Annotated in this window: 26 protein-coding genes and 1 pseudogene; 7 read left to right on the top strand and 20 right to left on the bottom strand. The window is 42.6% G+C overall.

Features of this window, described 5'->3' with window-relative positions:
• Positions 1-20 precede the first annotated feature (20 nt).
• From Q0J48_RS01105 to Q0J48_RS01080, 6 genes are all read right to left on the bottom strand, one after another.
• Positions 21-389, bottom strand: a complete 369-nt coding sequence (locus tag Q0J48_RS01105; RefSeq protein ID WP_296240813.1) for a hypothetical protein — start codon at positions 387-389, stop codon at positions 21-23.
• A gap of 82 nt (positions 390-471) precedes the next feature.
• Entirely contained in the window at positions 472-3,033 is a 2,562-nt protein-coding gene (locus Q0J48_RS01100) for an AAA family ATPase (protein WP_296240811.1), read from the bottom strand.
• 111 nt (positions 3,034-3,144) lie between these two features.
• Positions 3,145-4,035, bottom strand: a complete 891-nt coding sequence (locus Q0J48_RS01095) for a DMT family transporter (protein WP_296240809.1) — start codon at positions 4,033-4,035, stop codon at positions 3,145-3,147.
• A gap of 42 nt (positions 4,036-4,077) precedes the next feature.
• A complete protein-coding gene (locus tag Q0J48_RS01090; protein ID WP_296240807.1) occupies positions 4,078-4,755 on the bottom strand; it encodes a transaldolase family protein in 678 nt (225 codons plus the stop codon).
• Between the two features lie 126 nt (positions 4,756-4,881).
• Positions 4,882-6,021 carry an N-acetylglucosamine-6-phosphate deacetylase gene (gene nagA / locus Q0J48_RS01085; RefSeq protein ID WP_296240805.1) on the bottom strand — a complete coding sequence of 380 codons (1,140 nt, stop codon included), beginning with the start codon at positions 6,019-6,021 and terminating at the stop codon, positions 4,882-4,884.
• 108 nt (positions 6,022-6,129) lie between these two features.
• Positions 6,130-8,049 (bottom strand): aconitate hydratase, encoded by a 1,920-nt coding sequence (locus tag Q0J48_RS01080; protein ID WP_296240804.1) that lies wholly within the window; start codon positions 8,047-8,049, stop codon positions 6,130-6,132.
• Positions 8,050-8,145: 96 nt separating this feature from the next.
• On the opposite strand from Q0J48_RS01080, the gene Q0J48_RS01075 reads away from it, so the two are divergent.
• Both Q0J48_RS01075 and Q0J48_RS01070 read left to right on the top strand, forming a co-directional pair.
• Positions 8,146-9,405, top strand: coding sequence for a citrate synthase (locus Q0J48_RS01075; protein WP_296240803.1), 1,260 nt, complete (start codon positions 8,146-8,148; stop codon positions 9,403-9,405).
• A 21-nt stretch (positions 9,406-9,426) separates the two neighbouring features.
• The gene (locus Q0J48_RS01070; protein ID WP_296240802.1) at positions 9,427-10,431 is read left to right on the top strand and encodes an isocitrate/isopropylmalate dehydrogenase family protein; all 1,005 of its coding nucleotides are present in this window, start codon (positions 9,427-9,429) and stop codon (positions 10,429-10,431) included.
• 3 nt (positions 10,432-10,434) lie between these two features.
• Here Q0J48_RS01070 and Q0J48_RS01065 read toward each other — a convergent pair whose 3' ends face one another.
• Positions 10,435-10,692 (bottom strand): hypothetical protein, encoded by a 258-nt coding sequence (locus tag Q0J48_RS01065; protein WP_296240801.1) that lies wholly within the window; start codon positions 10,690-10,692, stop codon positions 10,435-10,437.
• A 72-nt stretch (positions 10,693-10,764) separates the two neighbouring features.
• A complete protein-coding gene (locus tag Q0J48_RS01060; RefSeq protein WP_296240800.1) occupies positions 10,765-11,973 on the bottom strand; it encodes a neurofilament protein in 1,209 nt (402 codons plus the stop codon).
• 221 nt (positions 11,974-12,194) lie between these two features.
• Between Q0J48_RS01060 and Q0J48_RS01055 the strand changes: the two genes are divergently transcribed.
• Entirely contained in the window at positions 12,195-13,322 is a 1,128-nt protein-coding gene (locus tag Q0J48_RS01055; RefSeq protein WP_296240799.1) for a trypsin-like peptidase domain-containing protein, read from the top strand.
• 98 nt (positions 13,323-13,420) lie between these two features.
• On the top strand, positions 13,421-14,383 hold the full coding sequence (locus tag Q0J48_RS01050) for an L-lactate dehydrogenase (RefSeq protein ID WP_296240798.1): 963 nt from the start codon (positions 13,421-13,423) through the stop codon (positions 14,381-14,383).
• A 15-nt stretch (positions 14,384-14,398) separates the two neighbouring features.
• Here Q0J48_RS01050 and Q0J48_RS01045 read toward each other — a convergent pair whose 3' ends face one another.
• The 8 genes from Q0J48_RS01045 to nagB form a co-directional block, all read right to left on the bottom strand.
• A complete protein-coding gene (locus tag Q0J48_RS01045) occupies positions 14,399-15,130 on the bottom strand; it encodes a metallophosphoesterase (RefSeq protein WP_296240796.1) in 732 nt (243 codons plus the stop codon).
• Between the two features lie 55 nt (positions 15,131-15,185).
• A complete protein-coding gene (locus Q0J48_RS01040) occupies positions 15,186-16,820 on the bottom strand; it encodes a DAK2 domain-containing protein (protein ID WP_296240795.1) in 1,635 nt (544 codons plus the stop codon).
• A gap of 8 nt (positions 16,821-16,828) precedes the next feature.
• On the bottom strand, positions 16,829-17,188 hold the full coding sequence (locus Q0J48_RS01035; RefSeq protein ID WP_296240794.1) for an Asp23/Gls24 family envelope stress response protein: 360 nt from the start codon (positions 17,186-17,188) through the stop codon (positions 16,829-16,831).
• Between the two features lie 44 nt (positions 17,189-17,232).
• Complete coding sequence (locus tag Q0J48_RS01030) at positions 17,233-18,288, bottom strand: FtsQ-type POTRA domain-containing protein (protein ID WP_296240793.1); 1,056 nt, start codon at positions 18,286-18,288, stop codon at positions 17,233-17,235.
• A complete protein-coding gene (gene murB / locus Q0J48_RS01025; protein ID WP_296240792.1) occupies positions 18,282-19,178 on the bottom strand; it encodes a UDP-N-acetylmuramate dehydrogenase in 897 nt (298 codons plus the stop codon). The genes Q0J48_RS01030 and murB overlap by 7 nt, the downstream gene beginning before the upstream one ends.
• 1 nt (position 19,179) lies before the next feature.
• Positions 19,180-20,268, bottom strand: coding sequence for an undecaprenyldiphospho-muramoylpentapeptide beta-N-acetylglucosaminyltransferase (gene murG / locus Q0J48_RS01020; protein ID WP_296240791.1), 1,089 nt, complete (start codon positions 20,266-20,268; stop codon positions 19,180-19,182).
• 42 nt (positions 20,269-20,310) lie between these two features.
• Positions 20,311-21,039, bottom strand: a complete 729-nt coding sequence (srtB, locus tag Q0J48_RS01015) for a class B sortase (protein WP_296240789.1) — start codon at positions 21,037-21,039, stop codon at positions 20,311-20,313.
• Positions 21,040-21,111: 72 nt separating this feature from the next.
• Positions 21,112-21,831 carry a glucosamine-6-phosphate deaminase gene (nagB, locus tag Q0J48_RS01010; protein WP_296240787.1) on the bottom strand — a complete coding sequence of 240 codons (720 nt, stop codon included), beginning with the start codon at positions 21,829-21,831 and terminating at the stop codon, positions 21,112-21,114.
• Positions 21,832-22,017: 186 nt separating this feature from the next.
• On the opposite strand from nagB, the gene Q0J48_RS01005 reads away from it, so the two are divergent.
• Positions 22,018-23,346, top strand: coding sequence for a class II D-tagatose-bisphosphate aldolase, non-catalytic subunit (locus Q0J48_RS01005; RefSeq protein ID WP_296240786.1), 1,329 nt, complete (start codon positions 22,018-22,020; stop codon positions 23,344-23,346).
• Positions 23,347-23,379: 33 nt separating this feature from the next.
• Here the strand turns inward: Q0J48_RS01005 and Q0J48_RS01000 are convergent, their stop codons facing one another.
• The 3 genes from Q0J48_RS01000 to Q0J48_RS00990 are packed head-to-tail and all read right to left on the bottom strand — an operon-like array spanning position 23,380 to position 24,291.
• Positions 23,380-23,595: a helix-turn-helix transcriptional regulator gene (locus Q0J48_RS01000; protein ID WP_296240785.1), complete on the bottom strand. Its 216-nt coding sequence runs from the start codon at positions 23,593-23,595 to the stop codon at positions 23,380-23,382.
• Positions 23,585-23,941, bottom strand: coding sequence for a DUF6442 family protein (locus tag Q0J48_RS00995; RefSeq protein WP_296240784.1), 357 nt, complete (start codon positions 23,939-23,941; stop codon positions 23,585-23,587). Before Q0J48_RS00995 ends, Q0J48_RS01000 begins: the two co-directional genes overlap by 11 nt.
• Complete coding sequence (locus Q0J48_RS00990; protein ID WP_296240782.1) at positions 23,938-24,291, bottom strand: DUF6442 family protein; 354 nt, start codon at positions 24,289-24,291, stop codon at positions 23,938-23,940. Before Q0J48_RS00990 ends, Q0J48_RS00995 begins: the two co-directional genes overlap by 4 nt.
• 141 nt (positions 24,292-24,432) lie before the next feature.
• Here Q0J48_RS00990 and Q0J48_RS00985 point away from each other — a divergent pair, with 141 nt between their 5' ends.
• Both Q0J48_RS00985 and Q0J48_RS00980 read left to right on the top strand, forming a co-directional pair.
• Complete coding sequence (locus Q0J48_RS00985) at positions 24,433-25,320, top strand: HNH endonuclease (RefSeq protein WP_296240781.1); 888 nt, start codon at positions 24,433-24,435, stop codon at positions 25,318-25,320.
• A 55-nt stretch (positions 25,321-25,375) separates the two neighbouring features.
• Positions 25,376-25,954 (top strand): hypothetical protein, encoded by a 579-nt coding sequence (locus Q0J48_RS00980; protein WP_296240780.1) that lies wholly within the window; start codon positions 25,376-25,378, stop codon positions 25,952-25,954.
• A 95-nt stretch (positions 25,955-26,049) separates the two neighbouring features.
• Here the strand turns inward: Q0J48_RS00980 and Q0J48_RS00975 are convergent.
• Positions 26,050-26,181, bottom strand: a pseudogene (locus Q0J48_RS00975) (PTS system mannose/fructose/sorbose family transporter subunit IID); the annotation flags it as partial.

Here is a 26,181-nt window from a genome sequence, read left to right as displayed (position 1 = left end):
GAACCCTCCTTCTCAAGACACTATTCCTGTTCTAAGATCACATTTTCGATCGAATACTCCTGATTCTGTTCATCCAGGATACGAATGACCGATTCCTTTTTCGAATCGATTTTCATCTGATACACCACGACATCCTCTTTCGGGGAATCTTTTTTAAAATGAACGATATATTCATTCCCTTTTTGTTCATATTCAACGCTTTCCGGATCTAAGCCAAAATCATGAAAAACAAGATACTGATCTTGGTTGGAATTGATCATATAGATTCCCGAGGTGGACAGCTCCACCTGGTCGATAGGAAAAGGATCTACTTGCGTTAACTTTCCGGATTGATTCTGGCATCCCGCAAAAACAAACAAACTCAACAAGAATATTAATCTTTTCATCATAGCCCTCCTCCTGATCATGTAACACTCTACACATATTATACCAAAAAAACTGTTAGGGTGTTTCTTCCCTAACAGTTCTCTTTTAGTGCGATACAACTTCTTCGATCTGGAAAGTATATTGACCATCCACAAGATCGATAGTAAGATCCGATTCTTTAAAAGCTCCGACTTCAATGATCTTTTTGGCAATATCGGTTTCGATTTGTCTTTGAATATAACGTTTCATCGGACGGGCTCCATAAACGGGATCGACCCCCAACTTGGCAATCTGTTGATAGACGGCATCGCTGACATGCAGATGAATATCACGGTTTTCCAAACGATGTGCCAGCTGATCCATGAATTTATGGGCGATCTGAATAAAGGCCGCATCATCTAAGGCATGGAATACGATGATCTCATCCAAACGGTTGATAAATTCTGGTTTAAAATGACGTTTGACTTCCTCCATATAACGATCGACATTGTTTTCTTCAAAGGCATACTGCGAACCTAAGTTACTTGTCAAAATAATGATCGTGTTTTTAAAGTCCACCGTAACGCCTTTGGAATCCGTAATTCGTCCATCATCCAAGATCTGCAGCAGCACATTGAAGACATCCGGATGTGCTTTCTCCACTTCATCAAACAAGACGATACTGTATGGATTTCGCCGAACGGCTTCGGTCAATTGTCCCCCTTCATCATAACCTACATAGCCCGGAGGTGCTCCAATCAAACGAGCCACACTGTGTTTTTCCATATACTCCGACATATCGATACGGACAATATGTCGTTCATCATCAAAAAGCTGTTCTGCCAAAGCCTTGGCCACTTCTGTTTTTCCGACTCCGGTCGGACCTAAGAACAAGAAGGAACCAATCGGCCGATTCTCATCCTGGATCTGGGCCTTGCTTCGAAGGATCGCATCGGTTACCAATTCCAGCGCTTCATCTTGACCAACGACACGTTTGCGCAAACTATCTTTCAAGTGCAAAAGCTTTTCTCGTTCGCTTTCGACCAATCGCGTTACTTCGACCCCGGTCCAGCGCGATACGATCTTGGCAATCATCTCTTCATCTACGGTTTCCTGGATCAAAGCATCCTCTTTATTGAGCTCCTGCTGCTTCTGGATCCGTTTTTCTAATTCCGGGATCACGGAGTATTGTAAACGCGCGGCCTCTTCATAACGGGCATCGTTTTGCGCCTGTTCCAGATCTAAACGAGCTCTTTCCAAAGCTTGTTTGTCTTCTTTGGCATGCGCTAAGAGTGCTTTTTCATCTTCCCAGCGAGAATGCATCTCGTCGCGTTCACTCTGCAGCTTTCCTAACTTTTCTTCAATTTCATTTCTTCTTTCGATCGCCTTTTTATCTTCTTCCTTGGCAAGCGACGTTTTTTCGATCTGCAGCTGCAAGATCTCTCGCTGCAACTCATCGAGTTCCTGCGGCATGCTTTCCATTTCCACTTTCAATGTGGCACAAGCTTCATCCACAAGGTCAATGGCTTTATCCGGCAAGAAACGATCCGTGATATAACGATCGGACAATGTCGCTGCCGCAATCAAGCTCTCATCGAGAATTCGTACCCCGTGATACGATTCAAAACGATCTTTCAAGCCACGTAAGATACTGATCGTATCTTCTACCGTTGGCTCCTGGACATTCACCCGTTGAAAACGACGCTCTAAAGCCGCATCTTTTTCAATATATTTTCGATATTCGTTAAACGTTGTCGCTCCGATACAATGCAGTTCCCCTCTTGCCAGCATCGGCTTTAACAAGTTGGCCGCATCCATGGAACCTTCTGTCTTTCCGGCACCGACCAAATTATGGATCTCATCAATAAATAAGATGATCTGGCCATTGGCATTCTTGACTTCTTCCAAGATGGCCTTTAACCGTTCTTCAAATTCTCCACGATATTTTGCCCCCGCGATCAAAGAACCCATATCCAATTCGATCAAGCGTTTTTCTTTCAGAGATTCCGGTACATCTTTTTTCATGATTCGCCAGGCAATTCCTTCGACAACCGCTGTTTTCCCAACGCCTGGTTCTCCAATCAAGACCGGATTGTTTTTGGTCTTACGTGATAAGATCTGCATCACCCGACGAATCTCATCATCACGCCCGATGATGGGATCAATCTTTCCATCCCGAACATCCTGGACCAGATCTCGACCGTATTTTTTTAAAGCCTCCACATTTTCTTCCGCATTCGGCGTGTCAAATTTCTTGCCGTTGCGGCGCTCCAGTTCCGCCTGTTCGCAAGTTTCCTGACGAAGTCCAAATTCTTTGACCAGTTGTTTTGATATATATGAGCGATTGAACATCAAAGCCAACCATACGCTGGCTACACTCAAATACGTTTCTTCATGTTTTGATGCCCATTCACTCGCTTTTTCCAAAGAGTTTTGAACCTCTGCAGAAAAATTCAGATTGACCGAACTTGAACGCGCTACGCGCTGATTTTCCTGGGCAATCAATTGCAAGGCCCTATTCTTATCGATTCCTAAACGTTGATACAATCCATCCAATACATCTTCTTTATAGATGGCTTCCAAGACATCGATCGTATCGACACTGGCATGTTGATGGCTCTTTGCCAGATTCACAGAATCCATTAAGATCTTCTGCAGCCTTTCTGACATTTGTTCAAAATTTACCATTGAGCATCCCTCCTTTTAGCACTCTTCTTTTCTATGTGCTAACAGTATTATAGCACAATCTTTAGCACTCGCAAGCTAAAAGTGCTAAAACTGAGATAAAAATCAAGTGGATCATTGTTTGACCCACTTGATCTTTTTTTCCTTTGTTCGTTTTGACGGTTTTAAGATCAATAAGATGCCGCCAAAAATCAAAACACAACCGAGAACCGATCCCCAGCGTAACGGATCTTTCAAGATCAGCCACCCGCAGATCAAGGATGTCAAAGGTTCAAACAAACAAAACAAAGAAGCCATGCCAGAACCAATATATCTTGTTCCCACCTGCAATAAAAGCGTTCCGCAAACAGATAAGCCAGCCAGGATGACCAGACTGAAAATGCCCATGGCATTCAAGGTCATCTGAAAACTTCCCATCGCTAGACCCAAGACCGCTAAAAAGATCGTCTCTAATACACAGCCAATAAATGACAAGACAAAGGGATCGATCTTGGCCAATCCTTGCTTATCCAAGATCACCATGTAGATCGCATAGGTCAATCCCGATGCGATGGCAATCCCCATGCCGATCCAGTTGTTCATATTATCAAAATCAATAAAACAAACGATGCCGATGGCACAACAAATCAAAGCGATCCACTGCATCTTTGAAAAGCGGTTCTTATAATAAAGATACAAGATCAAAAACACAAAGACCGGATACATGAAGTGCAGTGAAGTAGCGTTCCCGGTCGGAATAAACAAGTATGAGGCACTTAACAGAAGCATGGTCACGACTTGAAAGAATGAATCGACCACGATGGCCGGAAATTGTTTGGCATCAACGGATAACGGGCGCTTTTGGGCTAGAATCATCAGCAGCGAAAATAGCCCTAGCCCTAAGAAACGGAAAAAACCGATGGCGACAACATCCATTCCCTCCTGCATCACAACTTTAGTGAATAAGGGAACAAAGCCAAAACTCATGGCACTGAGTCCGCAAAGTAAAAATCCTTTTTGTCTCATGTCCCCTATTATACAAAAGAACAAATATAAAAAAAAGGCAGATTATTCTGCCTCTGGGAACAATTGTTTACGCTGGTAAGCTTTTTGCCAATCCATGGTAAATTCACCAACCGCGATCGTTGTTGCCGGATGGTCGATCATATTGAACAAGACATCACATGGTACCGTTACCGCTTGAATTCCTGCTTTGATCAATTCATGAACTTGATAAGTGCTTTTAAAGCTGGCCGCAACGACCTTGGTCGGCAATTCGTTGATCTTCAACATTTCAATCAGATCTTTCGTTGTCTGTACCCCGTCACCATAGTTACACATCCGGTTTACATAAGGGGCCAAGTAATCGGCTCCATTGCAGGCTGCCAAGAATCCTTGTTCCGCGGAATAGATCGCCGTAGCCAATGTACGGATACCGCGCTTTTTACATTCCTTGATTGCCTTTAAACCATCATGGGTGACCGGGATCTTTACATACATGTTTTTTGGACGCAATGCGGAAATTTTCTCAGCTTCTTCCATGATTCCTTCATAATCTGTTTTTACGACCTGAATGAACAGTTTTTGATCATCGCTTAATAAGGCGAGCAGATCCTGGATCACATCCATCGCTTCACGCCCCGATTTCGTCAAGATCGAAGGATTGGTCGTCACTCCTGTTACAGTACAAAGTTCATTTAATTTCTTGATTTTTTGAATGTCAGCTGAATCGATAATCAATTCCATGTTTAAATTCCTCCTAAGCATCTTCAATATAGCAGACTTATCGCTGATTGTCTATTGTTTTTTATTGTTTTTTATTGTTTGGAAAGAAAAAGGCCGACGTTCTATCGGCCTGCTTTGATACGTAATCTAAAAAGCTTCTTTTCCTTTTGTGTATGTCATTTCTACACTATAGTCATCATTCAATACGACAAGGTCGGCATCTTTTCCGGTCTGGATGCTTCCTTTACGATCATCGACCCCAATCATGCGAGCCGGGTTGATCGTACAAGAGTTGATTGCTGTCTGCCAAGGAACCAAAGCTTTTTCCACCAAGATCTGCAATCCTTTATTGACATTCAGTGTGGAACCGGCCAATCCTTTGGTATCGGTCAAGTGGGCACTTCCATCTTCATACAATTCGATTTCATTTCCGCCGAACAATGTTTTGGTTCCTGCCGGCAATCCCTTGACCATCAAAGAATCGGTGATCATCACGGAGTAATTCGGTCCTTTGGCCGTGAAGTAATCATTCAACGCATCGTAAGTAGAGTGGTTGCCATCACAAATGATCTCTCCATAGACATCTCTAAAACGGAAAGCAGCACCTACCAATCCCGGATCACGATGATGGAATTTTGTCATACCATTGTAGACATGGGTCATACTCTTGGCACCATGAGCGATAGCCATGCGTGCCTGATCATAAGTAGCTCCCGAATGTCCCTGACTGACGACGATATCATGATCGACACAGAAACGCGTCAAAGCATATCCTTCGTCATGTTCACAAGCCATCGTCACCACTTTGATCAAATGATCGCTGGCTTCGTAGTAGCGCTGGAATTGTTCCACGTCCGGTTTTACACAATATTGTTCCGGCTGGGCTCCCTTATAAACTTGATCCAGATAAGGTCCTTCAAAATGGATTCCTAAGATCTCAGCTCCTTCATAGCCATCGCGAACCACTTTTGCGACATTTTTAACCGCGTTGGTCAATACTTCTTCGCTCTGTGTGATCGTCGTTGGAAGAATTCCGGTGACCCCTTCCTTAACGATATTCTTCATCCAATTCCGCAAGCCTTCTTCTTCTGCATCGTTGGTATCAAAACCATAGGCTCCGTGCGTATGCACATCGATAAATCCTGGAACGATTCGTTTGTCGCCATAATCCTTATCGACCGGTTTTGTCCCATACGGATAGATCTCCTGGATCTTTCCCTCTTTAATCTCGATCTGGGCCTCTAGCCAATTATTCAGGACCCAGACTCTTGTACTTTGTAAGATCATGATTCATTACCTCTTTTCTTCAGTACTATTATACCTTTTCTGAAAGCGCTTTGACGACTATCCTGTTACACTTTTTAATGGGTTTTTTGTACAAAAAAGCTTCCCTAGTTAGGAAGCATTTTGACGAATATAATTTAAGGCCCCGCCAGCCATGATCAAATCAAGATCCGCATCGGTACATTCCACACGGCACCGGATCTTTTGACCCGACGTTTGATCATAGACCACAACAGTTCGATCCTTATATAAATTCTCCAAATGGGAAAGTTCCAAAGTATCCATTTCCTGGATCTTGTCATAATCATCCGGATCTTCAAAAGTCAAAGGCAAGATCCCAAAATTGATCAGATTGGCTTTATGGATCCGTGCAAACGACTTGCATAGAACCGCTTTGATCCCCAAATACATCGGTGCCAAAGCCGCATGTTCCCGACTGGAGCCCTGGCCGTAATTTTCACCGGCCACAATGATTCCGCCATGGTTTGCCTGACAAACATCATAGAAATCAGGCTTGTTGTTTTTAAAGACGAAAGTCGACAATTTCTCGATGTTCGAACGATAAGGCAAGACCTCGGCTCCGGCAGGCGCAATATGATCGGTCGTAATATTATCGCCCAGCTTGATCACGACTTTCTTATGCAGAGAAGAAGGCATTGGCGTATTTTGTGGGATCGGTTTGATATTGGGTCCGCGAATGATCTCTACATTTTCCGAATCATCACTGGGATACAAGATCATGCCGTCATCGATGATCTGCGGTTCAGGCACAAAGTCATCTTCATAGACAATCGACGAAGGATCCGTGAACACGCCATGGATCGCACTGGCAGCCGCGACTTCCGGAGAAGCCAAATAAACTTTAGCGGACAAAGTCCCTGATCGTCCATAGAAATTACGGTTGAAGGTACGAATCGAAACACCGTCGGTCTTCGGACTTTGCCCCATCCCGATGCAAGGGCCGCAAGTACATTCCAAGATCCTGGCCCCGGCCTGGATAAAAATCTGCAAAGCCCCGCTTTGAATCAGTTTCAAGAGCACCTGACGAGAACCTGGCGAGATCACCAAAGAAACATGAGGAGCTACTTTTTTCCCTTTTAAGATCATGGCAGCTTTCATCAAATCTTCATAACCAGAATTGGTGCATGATCCAATCGCCACCTGATCCACTTTCGTCCCGGCCAACGTTTCGATCGCTTGGATCGCATCCGGAGAATTCGGACACGCCGCCATCGGTTTCAGCTGACTCAGATCAATTTCAATGGTTTCATCATAGACAGCTTGCGGATCGGCCTGCATAGGACAGTAATCCTGAGGTCTTCCTTGTTTTTCCAAGAATTCCTTGGTCCGTTCATCGCTGGGAAAGATCGAGGTCGTCGCACCTAATTCAGCCCCCATATTCGTAATGGTCGCTCTTTGATACACACTTAGAGTCTTTAAGGCATCCCCGGTATACTCAAAGACTTTCCCGACACCGCCTTTGACCGATAGTCTTCGCAACAGCTCAAGGATGATATCTTTACTGGAAACACCATGCGATAAAGATCCCGTCAAACGTACTTCGACCACCTTGGGCATCGTCAGACGATAAGGATACCCCGCCATAGCCTTGGCCACATCCAAACCGCCTGCCCCAATCGCTAAACATCCCATAGCCGAACTGGTCGGTGTATGAGAATCACTCCCGATTAATGTCTTTCCCGGTTTCGCAAACCGTTCCAGATGTACCTGGTGACAAATCCCGTTGCCCGGTTTTGAAAAGACGATTCCATACTTGGAAGCGACACTTTGCAGGTAGGCATGATCATCTGCATTCATATACCCGCTTTGTAATGTATTGTGATCAACATAGCTTACGGATAGTTCCGTTTTGACACAAGGCAGCCCCATCGCTTCAAACTGCATATAAGCCATGGTTCCTGTCGCATCTTGGGTCAGGGTCTGGTCAATACGAATCTCGATGGGTTCTCCCGCCATCATTTCTCCCCGGATAAGATGCGCTTTTAAGATCTTCTGCGTTAGATTTTCCATAGTTGTTTCTCCTTCATGCCGCTTATTATATCAAAAAATGAAAATAAATGAAAGATTATGATATAATATGAAAATCAATGAAAGGAAATTGAAACGATGAATCTGAAAGAGATCTATCTAGAAAACGAAACCATCAATCGGATCGACCCTTCCCTTTATGGGATCTATCACGTCAAGGCCGGTTTGCGAAATGAAAACGGAACTGGTGTGAAAGTGGGTCTGACCAAGATCAGTGATGTCGTCGGTTATAAAGTTGAACACGGCAAAAAGAACCACATTCAAGGCCGCCTGGTGTATCGCGGCTATGATATCGAAGAACTTGCCCAACGCCGAACCCAGGAAAATCTCGGGTTTGAAATGACCGCATTTTTATTGATCTTCGGGAAATTGCCTACGCATCGTCAGCTGTTAGATTTTCACAAAGAACTCATTAAAACAGCCGATGCTAGTCAAGTCGATATCCACTATCAAACTTCGAATCTTTTAAATGCGATCCAGATCGAGGTTTTAAAGCTTTACGGCGATGACAAAGATCCTGACAGCGATACTTTAGAACAGCGCATGTTGAAAGGAATCTATATCTTGGCCAGTATGCCCTTGTTCATGCTGAGTCATTATAAAAAGGAAAAGATCGAAAAATACCCTTTGCCGGATAAAGGAATTGCCGAAAATGTCCTATGCATCATCCGCGGCAATACCCACTATACCGATCTGGAGGCCTCGATCTTGGATCTCTTGTTTATGCTTCACGCCGATCACGGCGGCGGGAACAATTCCACTTTTACCAATGTGGTCATGTCCAGTACCGGGACTGACATCTATTCTTGCATCAGTGCCGCTTTAGGCTCCTTAAAAGGCCCTCGCCACGGCGGCGCCAACATCAAGACCAGTGCCATGTTTCAAGCGATCTTTGATGAATACGGCACCACGACCGATGAAAAGATCTTACGAAATATTGCCAAGCGACTCTTGGAAAAAGACTTCTTTGATCACGCCGGCTTGATCTACGGCATCGGGCATGCGATCTATACAAAAAGCGATCCGCGCTGTCAGCTGATCAAAACCGCCTGCAAAAGTCTTGCCCGAGAAAAAGACAAGATGGATGAATTCCACACCTTGGAAGCTTTTGAAAAAGCCTCCTTATATCAAATGCGCAAGCTCAAACATATTGAAACTTGCGCCAATGTCGATTTCTATTCCGGATTTGCCTACTCTTTATTAGGAATTGAAGACAGCTTATTTACCCCATTATTTGGAATGGCACGAACATCCGGATGGGTGGCCCATCATTTGGAAAACCGTCAAAACAATCGTAAACTGATTCGACCTGCCAATGTCTATGTAGGCGATGAATAAAGAAAGGAAGGAAATAATAAAATGACACAAACAATTACCGTATTTCGCGGCGACGGGATCGGACCGGAAATCACCGATGCGGTCTTGACCATCTTAAAAGAAGCCAAAGCCGATCTTAAGTTTGAGATCTTTGATGTCGGCGAAGCCGTATACCACAAAACCGGATCCTTTATTCCGGAAGAAGGTCTTGATTCCTTTACCCGAAACAAGATCTTATTAAAATCTCCTATCACAACTCCGATTGGCAAAGGCTTTCGTTCTTTGAATGTCACATTAAGAAATCAATTTGATCTTTGGGCCAATATTCGCCCTGCCAAATCCAATCCCTGTCTGGATACGCTTTTTAAAGACATCGATATCGTGACATTCCGCGAAAATACAGAAGATCTCTATATCGGAGAAGAAAAGAAAATCGATGAGGATACCGTGATTGCCATCAAAAAGATCACACGCACAGCCAGTCAACGAATCATTCGTGCCGCCTTTGAATATTGCCGCCGGCATGGCCGCAAAAAATGCACCTGTGTCCATAAAGCCAACATTTTAAAACAGACCGACGGTTTATTTCTATCTATATTCCGAGAAATCGCCAAGGATTACCCCGAGATCCAGGCGAACGATCTGATCGTTGATAACACCTGCATGCAGCTGGTGATGCATCCGCAACAATTCGATGTCATGGTCATGCCGAATCTTTACGGGGATATCATCAGCGATCTGACCAGCGGTTTGATCGGCGGCTTAGGTCTATTGCCCAGCTGTAATAAAGGAGATGACTATGCCATGTATGAAGCTGTCCATGGATCAGCTCCGGATATTGCCGGCAAAGGCATTGCCAACCCGACTGCGCTGTTGTTGAGCAGCTGCATGATGTTGGAAGATTGCGGACAAACAAAAACTGCCCAAAAGATCCGCAGCGCTTTAGATACTGTCTTCTCTAAACAACAGGCATTGACCCCAGATTTGGGCGGTCAAGTATCTACCCAAGAATTTGTCGATGCCCTTCTACAAGAAATAAGACGATGAAGTTTAATAATCTTCATCGTCTTCTTCTGTATAATAGTCTTCTGTTTTCATGGTCAGGATATACGTCCCATCCTTAGGATAGGCTGCTTTTTCTTTTTGATCGGCCAAGATCTCTAAAGTACAAGGATATCCTAAAGCTTCTAATTCTTCTAAAAGCTTATCCTTTCCTAATTTCTTTGTGATTGCTCGTCCGCATGCACAGTTTCCGTATTGATCCAGACACTGTAAGATCCATTCCGGGATCTTTGACTGAGTAGCCATGTAATACACCTCGCTTGATTTCTTATATATGATACCAAGCTTTCTCAAGAAATCAAGAAAAAAAGGAGAACCTTAGTTCTCCAATAATTCTATGATCTGTGGATAATAAGTATATCGACCATCGACATACTGCAACGCTTCATTACAGATGGCACGAGATTTTTCACGATCAATGTCTTTATACGCATTCGCATAACGATAATAGATCATGTCTTTGATCTCATTTTCACGAAGGATGTATCCATAATTGGCATCCCCTAATCCATAATCTCCATGTTCGATATACAGATCCGCAATGTCCATCATGGCACGCATCTCATAGATTTGATACAGATCCTCGAACTGGCTCAACAAGGCATAGAGGAAGTTTTCATAATATTTGACATCGTCATATTGCCAGTTTTTCAAAACTGTATAGGCGACATCCATGAATTTCCCAATCATGGCAGTTGCATCTTCTTTGACAACACCCGCCAGCTGTTCCATCGTTGTGAAGCCTTTGCGCTGAGCGATCATCAATAAGCGTTTCACCAGATCGAAATCAGCGTTGTATTCATCATTATTGGCCAATCCATCCGCTAAGATCTCATACTGCGCATGTTTTTGGATCTCATTTTTCATCAAGGCAAAATCGCTGGCTTTGATATCTACAGTAGCTGCGATTTTCGTTACCAGAACCGGAATGAGATCGACATCATATCCATCTTCATCAAAGCTATAGCTTTTGGCATTCAGCTGGTAAGTATTCAAGATCGATTTGGCAATCTTCTTTTCGTCTACTTCTTCCAAAAGCATGGAAGCATATTGATCGTATCCCATATCAATTCCCATGGCACGAGCCATATCGATGCATGTATCCAATGAGAACTGTTCATATTGAGCCACTTTATCGGCTTTCTTGGTCTTTGTCACAGTCTTTTTTTCAACCGGTTTCTTCGCTGTTGTTTTCTTTACAGCCGTCTTCTTGGTCGTTGTCTTTTTTGCTGCCGTTTTCTTTTCGACTGTTTTTTTAGCGGGGGCCTTCTCGGCCGTTGTCTTTTTCGCTGCTGGTTTTTTCTTTTCTACAGCTGTTTTTTCGGCCTTAGTTTCCACGCTAGCTTTAGTATTTTTGAGAGTCTCTGTCTTCGGACTTGTCTTTTTAGCTTTCGTTGTTGTTTTTGAACTCGACGTTGTTGTTTTCGCAGCTTTCGTTGCTGTCGTCTTTGTTTTCTTAGTTTCTTCAACGGTCTTTGTTCCTTTCTTTTCCGTCGTACTTTTTGTCTGCGTTTTCTTTGCGGGCATATCAGATCCTCCTTGTACTACTTTTTAAGTATAACACTTTTAAACCGGCCCAAAACAGAAAATGTCTAAACTTTTCACATTTTTTTGATTTTTTTGTGCAAGATTCTTAAAATTTCACATGTTTCTCATTTGTTTTTTGACATATTTCAGTTGTATACTACCTCCATAAAGAGAAAAAGGAATTAGTTTAGGTCCTTTTGATATATAAAGGAGGCTTACTTATGAATCAAAATCAAAACATTCCACCTGAATTTCAACCGAAGAAAAAAGCGCAGTTCAATAAAGTGATGGGAGCTCGAATCGGCGTGATCTTGCTTTGCGGGTTGGCCGGTTTTGGCGGATCCTATTTAGCCAACAACATCGGGTCTTCTTCTGGCATCACGATCAACCAGCAATCCGGCAATTCAACTTCCGGATCCGTGATCCGCGATGTCAGTGATATCGCCAGCAAGTGCGGTCCCAGCGTTGTAGAGATCACCACAGAATCCGTTTCCAGCGGAAACAGCATCTTCGGTCAATACATCCAACAAGGAGCCGGCAGCGGGGTCATCTTCAGCGAAGATGGATATATCATCACCAACAACCACGTCATTGAAGGCGCTACTTCCATTACTGTGACTCTGGCAAGCGGCGATCAATATAACGCTCAACTGATTGGCACAGACAGTCAAACAGATCTGGCTGTGATCAAGATCGATGCCAAAGATCTTGTTCCGGCAACGATCGGCGACAGCGACAGTCTTCAAGTGGGTGATGCCGCCATTGCGATCGGAAATCCTCTAGGCGAACTGGGTGGCACTGTAACAACCGGAATCATCTCGGCTTTGGATCGTGAGATCACGGTCGAAAACGAAACCATGACATTATTACAGACCGATGCCGCTATCAACCCGGGAAATTCCGGCGGAGGACTCTTTGATGCCAACGGCAATCTGATTGGTATCGTCAACGCCAAAGAAAGTCAAACAGGAATTGAAGGTCTCGGCTTTGCGATTCCGATCAACGGTGCTTTGGATATCATCAACGAGCTGATTGAAAACGGTTCGGTAACCAGCCGCCCGGCATTGAATGTCTCTTTATACGATTACTCTTCCAGTCAAAGCTTCGGCAATAGCGAGATGCAAGATGGTGTCTATATTGTCCAGGTCGTTCAAGGAGGAGCCGGCGATAAAGCCGGACTTCAAAAAGGCGATCGCATTCTTTCCTTTGGCGGTGAAGAAGTCAGCACTTCCGCAGAAGTCAAAGCTATTTTAAGAGAACACAAAATCGGCGATCAAGTCGAAATGGTCATTGAACGGGACGGTCAAACCAAGACCGTTACGATCACCCTGGGACAACAGTCTGCTTAAGAGATCTTCGGATCTCTTTTTTTTGTGCATCTGGTTTGTTTTGCCCATATAAATGCACTATAATGGGGATAGAAGTAATTATAGGAGGTACTCAAATAATGAATCAGGAAAAAATCCAAAAAAGAAAAATCATGTTGGTGGGTACCGGTTTTGTCGGCATGAGTTTTGCCTATTCTCTTTTATCGGAAAAAGGAATCGACGAACTTGTCTTGGTTGATGTGAATGCCGATAAAGCCAAAGGCGAACAGATGGACTTAAGCGATGGTCTTCTTTACGCAAACACAAAAATGAAGATCACAGCGGGTTCCTATGCGGATGCGGCAGACACCAACATTGTTGTCTTGACTGCAGGAGCGGCCCAGAAACCAGGACAATCGCGTCTGGATCTGGTTAAGATCAATGCCAACATTACAAAAGGCGTCTGTGAAGAATTAAAGAAAAATCATTTTAACGGTCTCTTGGTCGTTGCCAATAATCCCGTCGATATCATGACCTATGTCGCCTGGAAAACAAGTGGTCTTCCAAAGAATCATGTGATCGGTTCGGGAACAGTACTGGACACCGCCCGTTTACGTCACGCTTTGAGCGAACGTTTGGGATTTGCGGATTCCAACATCCACGCGTATATCATGGGAGAACACGGAGATTCCAGCTTCGTCCCATGGATCCATTCTTACATTGGAGCCAAGAACTTATTAGAGTATCTGGATGAAAATGATATTGATCTCAGCGAGCTCCAAAACATTTATATCGATGTTCGTGATAAAGCCTATAAGATCATCGATCTCAAACGAGCCACTTATTATGGAATCGGTCTTGCGCTAAAACGAATCGTTTCCTGTATCTTAAACAATGAAAGAGCCATTCTTCCGGTATCCAGCTATCAAAATGGAGAATATGGCCGTGAAGGCTATTTCATTGGAACTCCAAGCGTCGTAGGATCCAACGGAGTGGAACAGATCGTAAAATTACCGCTCAATGAAAACGACCAGCAGCGTTTCAACAATTCTTTTGATACATTGCGAAAAACGATCGAAGACAATCTCGACGATATCCTATAAAAAAACGGATCTTCTTTATTGAAGGTCCGTTTTGATTTGGTCTAATTCCACGACTCGGTCAAATAAACTGACAACCGGTCTTTGGTCAGGGGTCCAGACTACATGGTCCTCATGATAATGTCCGTGAAACCAAATCTGGTACTCTAATTTTTTCTCGATCTCATCTAAGAAGCCATGCAGTTCCACCGCATCCTCCGGATATCCTTCCAAAGAGACAGGATATCTTTGGGAAAAAGGATGTGAGGCGAATACATCATGACTGAGAACATAATCCACCTTCCAGTCAACGCGTTCTAAATTATTGAATGCGTTTTGACATTCTTTTTGGTTGCAGATCTCATCTGTCCACCAGTTTTCATGTTCTGTGCGGTAGATCCGGTCATGAGAATATCCTCCGCCAAAGGCGAAAAATGTTTTCCCCTGCAGCTGGAAGATCTCTCCGCGCTGAAGATGATAGATATTTTCTCGGATCCGGTGCACTTTCCCGCCATTCCATTCTTCTTCGGGATACGACTTCAAGACATCAAAATTTTCATGATTGCCGTCAATGAATAACGTCGTCCAAGGAAGCGTTTCCAACCAATTAAGCCAGAAACGATCCCCGCTGGCGCCATCCCAAATGCATCCGAAATCCCCACAGATGATCAAATAATCATCGCGATTCATTTGTAACCCCGCTTTAAATTCATCCGGGTTGATCTTATGAATATCGATCTCACGATGCGTATCACTTGTCAAATAAATCATAAAACTATAAAACTCCTAAAAACATAGAAAGTGCCCGATCTCTCAGGCACTAATTTTATTCAACTCCCAGAATAAATGAGTAAACAGGCTGTTTTCCGGCATAGATTTCCACTTCCGCTTCGCTGATTTCTTCAATATAATCGGCAATTACCTGTGCCTGTTCTTCATTGGAATCTTGTCCATAGATCAAAGTGACAAGTTCACTATCCTCATCTAACATCTGATCCACTAAACGTTTCGTCGCTTCTAAGCAATCCGGACAAGAAACAACGATGTCTTTTCCAAAGATTCCCATGTATTCATCTTTTTTGATTTCCAATCCTTCATAAGTCGTATCCTTGATCGCATAAGTGACTTCTCCGGATTTAACATGATTGATCGCTTCCTGCATCTCTTCCAGATTTTCTTCTAATTCGACTTCCGGATTGAACATCACGCAAGCGCTGAGTCCTTGCGGGATCGTTTTCGTTGGCAATACATGGATATCTTGATCTTCGCAAACTTGTTGTGCCTGTTGTGCCGCCAGCACAATGTTGGAGTTATTCGGCAGGATCAAAATATGATCGGCATTGAGTTTTGAGATGGCACCGACAAAGTCTTCCGTACTTGGATTCATCGTCTGGCCGCCGCCAATCACGATATCGGCACGCAGTTCTTTGAACATCGCATCTACGCCAGCTCCGGGAGCCACTGTGATGATCGCATATTTTTTGTGTTCTTGCGGAACTGATTCTTCCTGGCTTTCTTCTTTTTCCAAGATATTGTCATGCTGTTCCTGCATGTTTTCCACTTTTAACTTCACAAAACGGCCTTGTCTTTTTCCCATTTTGATTGCTGTCTTAGGTTCTAAAGTATGAACGTGTACTTTTACCAGATCTTCATCTTGGACACAAACGATCGAATTTCCAATCGTTGCCAGTTCTTCTCTAAATTGTTCTTCTGAGAAATGCCGCATTCCGTTTTCATTCAAACGCAAGATAAATTCCGTACAGAATCCGTATTCTTCTTCCTGTCCTTCCACGCGCGTTTGAGAAGCATCTACATTCGATGTGCTCTCGCTCAGTTCAATGACTTCGCCCTTTAAAGCCGACAAGAACCCTTCAAGGATCACGCAGAGACCTTTTCCACCACTATCGACCACGCCGACTTCCTCTAAAACAGGCAGCAGCTCCGGTGTTCTCAATAACGATTCGTTGGCTTCGTCAACCATCTTCTGCATGACCGCTACACAATCTTCGATCTCTTCGGTCACAGTGTATGCATAAGTATAGTCAGCCGCTTCGCGGACAACGGTCAAGATCGTTCCTTCTACCGGACGCATAACGGCGCGATAAGCCACACGGGATCCATTGACCAAGGCATTGGCCAGCTGCATCGCATCGATCTCTTCCAGATCTTCGACGGCCTGGTAAAATCCTCTAAAGATCTGTGATGTGATGACCCCGGAGTTTCCGCGAGCCCCCATCAACAAACCGCGAGACAATGTTTTGCAGATCTTCCCTACCGTAGAAGCATCTTCTTTTAAGGCATCTTTGACTCCATTTGAGAAAGTCAGATTCATATTCGTTCCCGTATCTCCATCTGGTACTGGGAACACATTTAACGCATCGATTTCCGCTGAATGATTGGCCAGGTTATTCATTCCTGACTTCAGCATATCCTTCAGCAATCCACTGTTGATACTTTCCATCGTTACACCTACTTCTCTAAACGCACGCCTTGAACATAGATATTCACTTCGAGGCATTTCACTTCCAATGTTTTTTCCAGGACGTATTTTACTCGTTTCTGGGCCTCTGTTACCACTTCACTTAAACGAATTCCCTGTAAAGCGATGATATAAAGATCCAGTACCAATCCTTCTTCTTTTTGGCTTACAACAACGCCGCGAGCATAGTTTTCCTTCTTTAAGAGTTCGGCCCATCCGTCACGAATCGTCTTCTGACTCGTCATTCCAATCACACCGTAACTTTCGGTGATGGCACCCCCTGCTAAAGATGCGATCGCATCCAAAGAAATGGAAATTTGTCCGTATTCTGTTGACTTATTAATAGGCATAAAAATACCTCCTGTTCGTACAAATAATTATACTCTATTCCCTGTTAATTTACCACATCAAACGATAAGGTCGTCTCATTCCAGCGATAATAAGTGGAAGTTCCCGAATCATAATAAAGATCGAGAGCTGCACTATATTCCATTCCAAATGCATTTTCATCAACGACCCAGTCCGCCGTAGAAGAATAATAATCCTCTTCTGGCTGTTGTTCATCTTCAGAAGATGCATCTTCTTCGGATACATTCTCTTCTTTTTCTGGATCTTCAGCTGTTTCTTCCTCTTCCGGCGCTGCTTCCGTTTTTTCTTTTTCTTCTTGTTGTTCTTTTTCCTTTTTCTCTTCTTCTTTTTTCTCTTCCTTTTTCGAAAGATCAAAAGAATCACAATTTACTTTTTCGATCGCCGAATTTTCCGAATCCAAGAAAAGACAAGCGCTCTTTCCTTGTAAAGAGGACAATAAGCTGGTGTAGTTTGAAAGCATATACAAAGAATTCATCGAAGTATATACCTTGTTTCCATCCTGCATCGTGATCTGAAGCATGTTTTCATCATAGCTGGATTCATACGGAACGATCTCAGCAATTTTCTCAATGATCTCTTTGCCTAAAACATCTTGATGTTCCTGAAATTGTTTTTGAAGATTTGTTCTTTGTTTTTTGGAGAAACCGGCAATCAACGGAAAATGCACAATGTCTTCTAAGTGATCTTCGCTAATTTCGATCGGATCCCCTTTTAATGGCAGGGCGTAATTCTTATTGTCAGAGACATAATAGCCGATCACCGTTTGTTCAGTGATCTCGATCTTCAAGATCTTGCCTTCCTGATAGACCGAAGCACTTTGAACCAAAGGAAGACTTTCTAAACGATCTTCCAAAATAAATTTTGGCGTCAACAAAGGTCTTGTCTGGGTCGAAATTTTTGCGGTTTGATAAAGCTCTGAATCCGAATAAAAAGTATTGCCCGTGCAGACCAAAGCTTTGATCTTGGAATCTTCAGAAAAGAAATACACGAAAAAACTAGACATGCAAAAAACAAGAACGCAAAGGATGGAAGTCGTTCGGATACTAAAACGAAAATCTAGTTTTTTTAATCGATCTACCAAATCAGACGCTCCACTTCTGTGATCAGATCGATATCATGTTCTTGTTTCGCCCGCGTTTGGATCAATTGGATCAAATCCAAAACATCCTGACATGTCGCTTTCTGATCAACGTTCACAATAAAGTTGGCATGTTTCAAAGACACTTGCGCCCCGCCGATCTGATGCCCGCGAAGTCCCAGCTGTTCGACTAATTTCCAAGCCGGGATCGATGCCGGATTACGGAATACGCTTCCCGCGCAAGGCATTTCCAACGGCTGCGACTCCATTCGTCTTGTCCGCCGAGAATCCATCAGTTCTCGGATTTCTTTTTGGCTCGCTGGCTGGAGCTGAAAACAGCCCCCTAAAATGATCCAATCTTTGTTTTTCTGAAACAAAGAATGACGATAGCTGTAGTCCAGATCTTGAGGATCCATCCATTCGATCTTTTGATCATGCAGTACTAATACCCCTTTCAAGATCGAGGTCATGTCCGATTTATAAGCCCCCGCATTCATATACAGAGCGCCTCCAATCGATCCTGGGATCCCGGAAGCAAACTCCAAACCGCTTAAAGAGTGTTTCATGGCCTCAACGGATAAATTGATCAAAGAACATCCAGCCTGGGCAATCAACAAGTCATCCTCAAAGAAAAAATCATTTAATGTTCGATCCAAGTTGATGATGGCGCCATGAAAAGGAGCATCGCTACATAAGATATTCGATCCTCTTCCTAAAATATAATAGGGAAGGTTTTCTTCTTTTAAGATCTGTAAGATCCGCATCAGAGCCACTTCATTTTTGGGATATATATAATAATCGACCGGTCCGCCAATGCGGTAGGTCGTATGTTTCTTCATCGGTTCTTCGCACAAGATCGTGCCGTAAACTTCCAATCTTTCTTTTATCGTCATCTTATTTCCCCCTCTTGCGCTGGATACATCGTTGACATTCCTCAATAATGTCATAAGCTGCATTCGGTTTTCCCAACTGTAACGCATTCTCACAGACTTGCGCCATTTTCTGTTCATCCAAAAAGAGCTCAACGATCGCCTCGTGTAAAGAATCGGCATTGAGATCCTTTTCTTCGATCATCAAAGCCGCCCCTTGATCCACTAATACACTGGCATTGTAAAACTGATGATTGTTGGCTACATAAGGACTGGGGATCAAGATGGAAGGAAGCCCTAAAGCAGTGACTTCGGCCAAGGTCGTGGCCCCGGCCCGACAGATCATCCCGTCGATCTTTTCGTAGATCTTTAATGTATCCACATACCCTACGACATGAACATGATCCATGCCGTCAAATAACGCAACATCTTTTAAATTATCTTTTCCGCACACATAAAGAAACTGGAGATCTTCCGTGACCCCTTTCAAAGCATCCTTCATCAGCTGATTCACACTGCTGGAACCTAAAGAGCCCATCATGATCAAGATCGTTTTTTTCGTCGGGTCCAATCCAAGGGTATCGTAGTATGCCCGATCCAACTTTGCCTCTTTGGCAATCGTCGCCCGCGGATTCCCCAACAAGACCGTTTTTTCTTTTGGAAAAACATCCGCACACTTTTCATAACACGTAATGATGCGGTCCACCTTCTTCATGACCAGCTTGTTGGATTTCCCAACGATTGAATTTTGTTCGTGGATCACGGTACAGATTCCCAACGCATGCCCTGCCAAAATGACAGGTGCAGAAACATAACCTCCAAAACCGATCACAAGATCAGGTTGAAAGGACTTTAAGATCTTTTTACTTTTTTGATACGCAAAAAAGAGCTGACCGACCGCCTTCATCTTGCGAATAGGCGATCCAACCAAACCCGATGTATGAAGCGATGCGAATGGATATCCCTTTTCGGGGATCAATTGTGCTTCCATCCGATCATCGTTTCCAATAAATAAAATTTCACAGGACGGGTCCTTTTCTTTGAACAGCTCCATCAAGGCCAATGCCGGATAGATATGTCCTCCCGTACCTCCCGTTACACATGCTATTTTCATATCTGAATAAGTATATCACAAAAATACTAGATTCAAAGATTTTTAGTCTACTTTGATAGGTTCTTCTGTCTTTTTTAGCTTTCCCATCAGAATCAGACGCTGATTGCTGTCAAAACCATAATCCAGATCACACGTCGACAATGTCACAAAATTCCCTTCGGATGTATCCACCGCATTTTGATAAAGAGATTTCTCTTTCATTTCCGAAAGTCTTTCTTCCCGATAGTCTCCAAACGAAGTCGTATAGTAGACCGACCCATCCACATCTTTCGCAAAGAAGACAATGGAACATTCATAGTTGGCCGCAGGGGTCAGCAGATAAAAAGTCGGATGGGCTGTAAAAAAATCGGCATCCTCAAAATAAGAAAGATTGGTAAACATGCCTCCGATATCAACCGAATGACCATAGATGATCGAATTATCCTGACTCAAATCAGAAGGAGCATTCGCATCCAAAAAGATCGATCCCAACCGGTTATATTCTTGATTGACTGTATGATCCAAATAGTATGAATTATCCTCTCCTTGAACAACAGGATAAGAAATCTCGCAGCCCGGCACGACGATCCAGGCAATGATATCCGGATTCTGGGCCTGCAAGGCTTGCCAATCGGGTTCAAATCCCTGATCGGAAACGACTAGTTTTTCCAATTCTTCCGTCTCTTCTTTGACGGTATTCTGCGTGGAATAGATTGTCCATAGCTGATAGGCGCTAAAGCCAAACACAACGAGACAGACGATCATCAAAATCCGATAGATCCATTTTTTCATATCCTCATCATAAACTATCTTGACTCTTTTTCGCAATAAAAAAAGGGAGCTTCAAAAACTCCCTGGCTTCGATTACTTCGTTAATAAACTAGCAGCTTCTTTATCGACCACGACCGTCACATCTGGGTGGTTTTGCAACGCAGATGCCGGCATATCTGTTGTCACAGGTCCTTCCACCATCGCTTTCACTGCTTCTGCTTTATCTTTTCCAGATGCAACCAACAAGATCTTTTTCGATTTCATGATCGTTCCGATTCCCATAGAGATGGCTTGTTTAGGAACTTTGTTCATATCATTGTCAAAGAAACGTGCGTTGGCTTCGATCGTGCTTGGAGTCAAATACACGATGTGAGTCAATTCATCAAAAGATGTACCTGGTTCGTTGAATCCGATGTGTCCGTTGCGTCCGATTCCCAACAGCTGCAAATCAATAGAAACTTTATCCAGCTGCGCTTCATAAGCTTCGCAGTCTTCTTTGCAGTTTCCGTAAGGAACATGTGTGTTTTCAGGATCGATGTCGATATGATCAAACAGATTTTCTTTCATGAATGTGTAATAAGACTGTGCATTGTCACGATCGATTCCTACATATTCATCCAAGTTATACGTACGGATATTTTTGTAGCTTGTTCCATTTTCTTCATGATCTTTGATCATGCACTGGTAAAGTCCAACTGGCGAACTTCCGGTAGCCAACCCCAGGACAACGTTGTCTTTTGCGACAACTTCTTTCATGACTTCAAATGCCTTCGCTGACATTTCATCATAGTTTTCACATACAATTACCTTCATAGTAATACCTCCGTCATTTATTCAAATTATACCATACAGAAAATAGTTTCGAAGTCCATTTTTTGTAAACGTTTTATCTTTTTTAACGAGTTTACACTTTTATACTTTTTATTTGCAAATTTTACGAAAAAATTAAACTTGTACAAACAGAAATAGTATAATAAAGATGTCTTAGGAGGAAAGGTTATGCCAAAACAAAACCCATTATTAAACATCATAAAACGACAAAAACAAGGCGAAGCTGTAGGGATCTACTCTTGCTGCTCCAGTAACGCTTTTGTCATTGAGGCCGCTGTGGAAACGGCTGTAAAACAAAACTCATGTGTATTGATTGAATCCACTGCCAATCAGGTTGATCAAAACGGCGGATATTCCGGAATGACACCGAAGGATTTCTATGCTTATTGCTTGAACGAAGCTAAAAAAGCAGGACTCCCGGAAGACCGCATCTTCTTAGGCGGGGATCATCTTGGACCTTTGACAGTTTCCAACAAGCCAGAAGCGGAAGCCATGGAATATGCAAAGACTTTGGTTCATGATTATGTCCGTGCTGGTTTCACCAAGATCCATATCGATACCAGTATGAAAGTCGCCGACGATGATCCAAATACACGTTTAAGCGATGAGACGATTGCACGCCGTGGTGCAACATTGGCAAAAGTTTGTGAAGAAGCTTATCAGGAACTGTTAGAAGAAAAACCAGATGCGATCCATCCTGTTTATATCGTCGGCAGCGAAGTTCCCATCCCAGGCGGTGCTGTCAGTGAAGATGCCGGCATGCAGGTCACTCGACCAGAAGATTTCAAATCCACCGTATCTACTTTTGAAAAAGCTTTTGAAGAGATGGGAATCCAAGATGCCTGGCAATATGTTATGGCAGCCGTCGTTCAACCGGGTGTAGAAGAAAAAGATGCCGGATGTGAAGAATATGACCGTGATCGTGCTAAAGAACTGATGGCATCCATCAAAGATTATGACAATCTGGTATTTGAAGGCCACTCTACAGACTATCAAACAAAATATAAATTAAAAGAACTGATCGAAGATGGTGTCGGCATCTTGAAAGTGGGCCCGGGTCTGACTTATGCCGCTCGCGAAGGAATTTTCTCTTTGTGTATGATCGAAGAGGAATTGGCAAAAGTTTATGGCTTTGAAACGAGTCATTTTAAAGAAGTATTGGATGAAGTGATGTTAGAGAATCCAGGAAAATGGGCTCCTTATTATCATGGAACGGAAAAAGAAATTGCCTTCAAACGTCAATACTCTTTCTCCGACCGTTCTCGTTACTATATGCCAAATCCAAAAGTTCAAAAAGCTTTGGATACATTATTGAGCAATTTAAAAGAACATCCGGTTTCTCTCCCATTGTTGTCGCAATACATGCCGATCCAATATACGGCAGTTCGAGAAGGAAAACTGGAAAATACACCTGAAGCTTTGATCAAAGCCCGCGTTGCTTATACGATCGAAGAATATACATTCGCCAGCCACCAAGAAAAACTGGTCAACGAATAATAGACAAAAGCCGATCCCAACCGATCGGCTTTTTTATTCCTCTTCAAAATAAAATAATTCTTCAAATTTCTGATCCAAGGCAATACACAAGATCAACGCCAATTTTGCGGTCGGATTAAACTGTCCCGTCTCAATCGAGCTGATGGTATTGCGAGATACCCCTACCAGTTCTGCCAAAGCAGCCTGAGAAAGTCCTTTTTCTTGACGTACCTCTTTTAACCGGTTCTTTAAAATCAACTCATCCTGCATGCCCGACTCCATAGATTCCTAAAAATAACATAAGAAACCCCGCAAAACTGATCAGGATCCAAATTAAAGAAACTTTCTTTTTTAATAAAACAAATCGTGAAAGACCAAATATGATCCCAAATTCAAAAAGCAGAAACAATGTTAATTCGTATAGAGAAAAAGTGATTTCTCCCATCCGGATTTTCCCATGAATCACGTTAAGATAAGAAAGAAAAGAAACAATCATCAAACTCGCCGCAAGGATCGCAAAACTGATCGAATAAGATTGGTATTTTAATAAACGTTCTCTTTCGTCTCCCTTTTTATTTTCATAACGGCTTTTTGATAAAACATCTTCTCGATTCATAAAAAATACCTCCAAAGAGATTTGATCACAATTCCAGCGCATAGGATAAAACACGCGAATAGATAGACCAAATATTTTTTCTTTTTACGAATTTGATATTTTGAATAACATTCGACACCCATACCTATAAACCAGATCAATGACATCAATATGTCAAAAGGCATTTGGATCCCAAGAATTGTTACATCTCCCGAAGCTAAACCGATACAACCCAAAGCCATTAAGCTTCCCGACAAAATGGCGATGGCCTTAAATCCGTTGTTTGCAGCGGATTTTGTCAGCAGCACTTCTCTTTCATCACCATCTATATTCTCATTGCGACTTCTTCGCAGAATCTCATCTTTGTTCATGACAACGCCTCCTTTACCAAGTTTTCTTGTCAATTCTATTATTGCATTGCCAAGTATACTTGTCAATCAGACGACCGAAAAAGACAAGTAACGATCCAAGTCATCCATTATTTTTTCTATAAACTATGGTAAACTGGAATTATGAATAAAAACACTTTAAAAAAGTTGATCCTGGCGATCAATGGAAGCAGCTTAGAAAATCCAACCCGCCATGAGCTGATCTTAGATGTACAAAAAGAAACACAATTTTCTAAACGATATATTGAATCGACACTCAACACCTTGCAAAGGCATCATGCCTTAGAATGGATCGGCGATGAAGTGGATCTCTTCCCTTGTGCTGTGATCTTTGCCCGGGCAAAACATAATAGTATTCCCGAGATCCTGGCATTTTGGGAAATGTTTAAATTTGAAAAAGAGTTATTGGCCGAATGTGATATCAAGATCAAAGATAAAAAAATTTATTCGTATATCGATCGCATCAAAAAAGAAGATCCCCATAAGATCATCAGTGATACATTATCCATTCTATATACGGATTCCATTATTCACAAAGATTCTTCGATTCCTTATAAGAATCAAGATCGGGAAATGGTCAATTTAGAATGCAAAGATTTTCTCTTAAAGATCATGCCAAAGCGAGGGATCCCGACAAACCGTGATATTTCCAAAGATCTGCAAGTTTTTTTCAAAGATACGCTAATGCATGAATTTGATCGAACCTGCCCGATCTGCGGGATCCATATGCCGCATATGTTGATTGCGAGTCATATCAAGCCTTTCCGAGACTGTGCGCATATCTTTGAGGCCGCAGACCACAACAACGGATTGCTTCTATGCAGAAATCACGATTTCTTATTTGACCAGGGCTATATTACGTTTGGCCCCAACGGAAAACTCATCATGTCCAGAGATTTAAAACATCCGGAGCATTTTACCCTCCATGATCTGGATCCTAAATTGATGACAAAGAGTCGTCAATTGTATATGGAATATCATCGAAAACACATTTTTAGAGATCCTCTCTAAACTTTTCAAATATTAAAAATCATAGTAGAATAGGAATACATTTGGGAGGATTTCTATGAGTCAAAAACAATATCCCGTACTCTATGCCACAAAAACTAAAGGGACCTTTTTTAAACATTGCAGTATCAATCCGACGCTCTACTTTGAGATGATCAAAGACGAGGAAAGGGCTAAAACCGATGCAGACTATAACTTATATATGGATGCGATGGTTGATGAATGTTATGATGCGTTGATCCATAAATTCATCACGTCTCAGCCATTAAAAGTAACCAATGACAAGATTCCTTTCTTGATCTTTAAAAGCAATGTTGATATGCGTGTTGTCAAGATGTTTTGTCAGGCCATTCTTGACGAAGTATATGAAAGCACAGGAACTGATCATCAAGCAAAATATATGGAATTAAAGACCCTGTTCATGCAAATGGACAAGGAACCATCTCCTTTTAAAGCCGGCAAGGTGGGAGAAAAATTAACACAGTCTTCGATATTCCAAGATCAATTACAAATCTTGGAAGGTAGTCATAAAAAGATTGATTCGGGAATCATTACACCTTTTAAAGAATACATTCTCTTAAAACAGGAAAATACTCAAAACAAATCAGATAGTAATGAAGATATCGTTGAATGGTAAGCAGAAACGCTTGCCATTTTTTATTTGAACAAGAAAAAAAGAGCTTCGAATACGAAGCCCTCTTTTTGTGGAAATTAGAGAGAATTTGCTTTCAATTAAGCAACTACGTTCCAAGGAACTGGTACTAGTGGTGTATATGTTCCTGCCCAGATACCGAAGATACCACCAACGATACCGATAACAAGGAACAATCCGATACACTTAACAGGAGTCCATCCCTTCTTAGA

The sequence above is a fragment of the uncultured Faecalicoccus sp. genome, assembly GCF_944325745.1.
Taxonomy (GTDB): domain Bacteria; phylum Bacillota_I; class Bacilli_A; order Erysipelotrichales; family Erysipelotrichaceae; genus Faecalicoccus.
This window is presented reverse-complemented; position numbering and strand designations above follow the sequence as displayed.

Coding starts and splice junctions, on each gene's coding strand:
- Q0J48_RS01075 (WP_296240803.1), top strand. CDS start 8,146: ATGAATCTGAAAGAGATCTATCTAGAAAACGAAACCATCAATCGGATC.
- Q0J48_RS01055 (WP_296240799.1), top strand. CDS start 12,195: ATGAATCAAAATCAAAACATTCCACCTGAATTTCAACCGAAGAAAAAA.
- Q0J48_RS00980 (WP_296240780.1), top strand. CDS start 25,376: ATGAGTCAAAAACAATATCCCGTACTCTATGCCACAAAAACTAAAGGG.
- Q0J48_RS01060 (WP_296240800.1), bottom strand. CDS start 11,973: ATGCCCGCAAAGAAAACGCAGACAAAAAGTACGACGGAAAAGAAAGGA.
- murG (WP_296240791.1), bottom strand. CDS start 20,268: ATGAAAATAGCATGTGTAACGGGAGGTACGGGAGGACATATCTATCCG.
- Q0J48_RS01095 (WP_296240809.1), bottom strand. CDS start 4,035: ATGAGACAAAAAGGATTTTTACTTTGCGGACTCAGTGCCATGAGTTTT.
- Q0J48_RS01045 (WP_296240796.1), bottom strand. CDS start 15,130: ATGATTTATTTGACAAGTGATACGCATCGTGAGATCGATATTCATAAG.
- Q0J48_RS00990 (WP_296240782.1), bottom strand. CDS start 24,291: ATGAACAAAGATGAGATTCTGCGAAGAAGTCGCAATGAGAATATAGAT.
- Q0J48_RS01100 (WP_296240811.1), bottom strand. CDS start 3,033: ATGGTAAATTTTGAACAAATGTCAGAAAGGCTGCAGAAGATCTTAATG.
- nagA (WP_296240805.1), bottom strand. CDS start 6,021: ATGATCTTACAAAGTACAAGAGTCTGGGTCCTGAATAATTGGCTAGAG.
- Q0J48_RS01065 (WP_296240801.1), bottom strand. CDS start 10,692: ATGGCTACTCAGTCAAAGATCCCGGAATGGATCTTACAGTGTCTGGAT.
- Q0J48_RS00995 (WP_296240784.1), bottom strand. CDS start 23,941: ATGAATCGAGAAGATGTTTTATCAAAAAGCCGTTATGAAAATAAAAAG.
- Q0J48_RS01005 (WP_296240786.1), top strand. CDS start 22,018: ATGCCAAAACAAAACCCATTATTAAACATCATAAAACGACAAAAACAA.
- Q0J48_RS01040 (WP_296240795.1), bottom strand. CDS start 16,820: ATGGAAAGTATCAACAGTGGATTGCTGAAGGATATGCTGAAGTCAGGA.
- Q0J48_RS01080 (WP_296240804.1), bottom strand. CDS start 8,049: ATGGAAAATCTAACGCAGAAGATCTTAAAAGCGCATCTTATCCGGGGA.
- Q0J48_RS01070 (WP_296240802.1), top strand. CDS start 9,427: ATGACACAAACAATTACCGTATTTCGCGGCGACGGGATCGGACCGGAA.
- Q0J48_RS01090 (WP_296240807.1), bottom strand. CDS start 4,755: ATGGAATTGATTATCGATTCAGCTGACATTCAAAAAATCAAGAAATTA.
- Q0J48_RS01000 (WP_296240785.1), bottom strand. CDS start 23,595: ATGCAGGATGAGTTGATTTTAAAGAACCGGTTAAAAGAGGTACGTCAA.
- murB (WP_296240792.1), bottom strand. CDS start 19,178: ATGACGATAAAAGAAAGATTGGAAGTTTACGGCACGATCTTGTGCGAA.
- Q0J48_RS01105 (WP_296240813.1), bottom strand. CDS start 389: ATGATGAAAAGATTAATATTCTTGTTGAGTTTGTTTGTTTTTGCGGGA.
- Q0J48_RS01035 (WP_296240794.1), bottom strand. CDS start 17,188: ATGCCTATTAATAAGTCAACAGAATACGGACAAATTTCCATTTCTTTG.
- nagB (WP_296240787.1), bottom strand. CDS start 21,831: ATGAAGGTAATTGTATGTGAAAACTATGATGAAATGTCAGCGAAGGCA.
- srtB (WP_296240789.1), bottom strand. CDS start 21,039: ATGAAAAAATGGATCTATCGGATTTTGATGATCGTCTGTCTCGTTGTG.
- Q0J48_RS00985 (WP_296240781.1), top strand. CDS start 24,433: ATGAATAAAAACACTTTAAAAAAGTTGATCCTGGCGATCAATGGAAGC.
- Q0J48_RS01050 (WP_296240798.1), top strand. CDS start 13,421: ATGAATCAGGAAAAAATCCAAAAAAGAAAAATCATGTTGGTGGGTACC.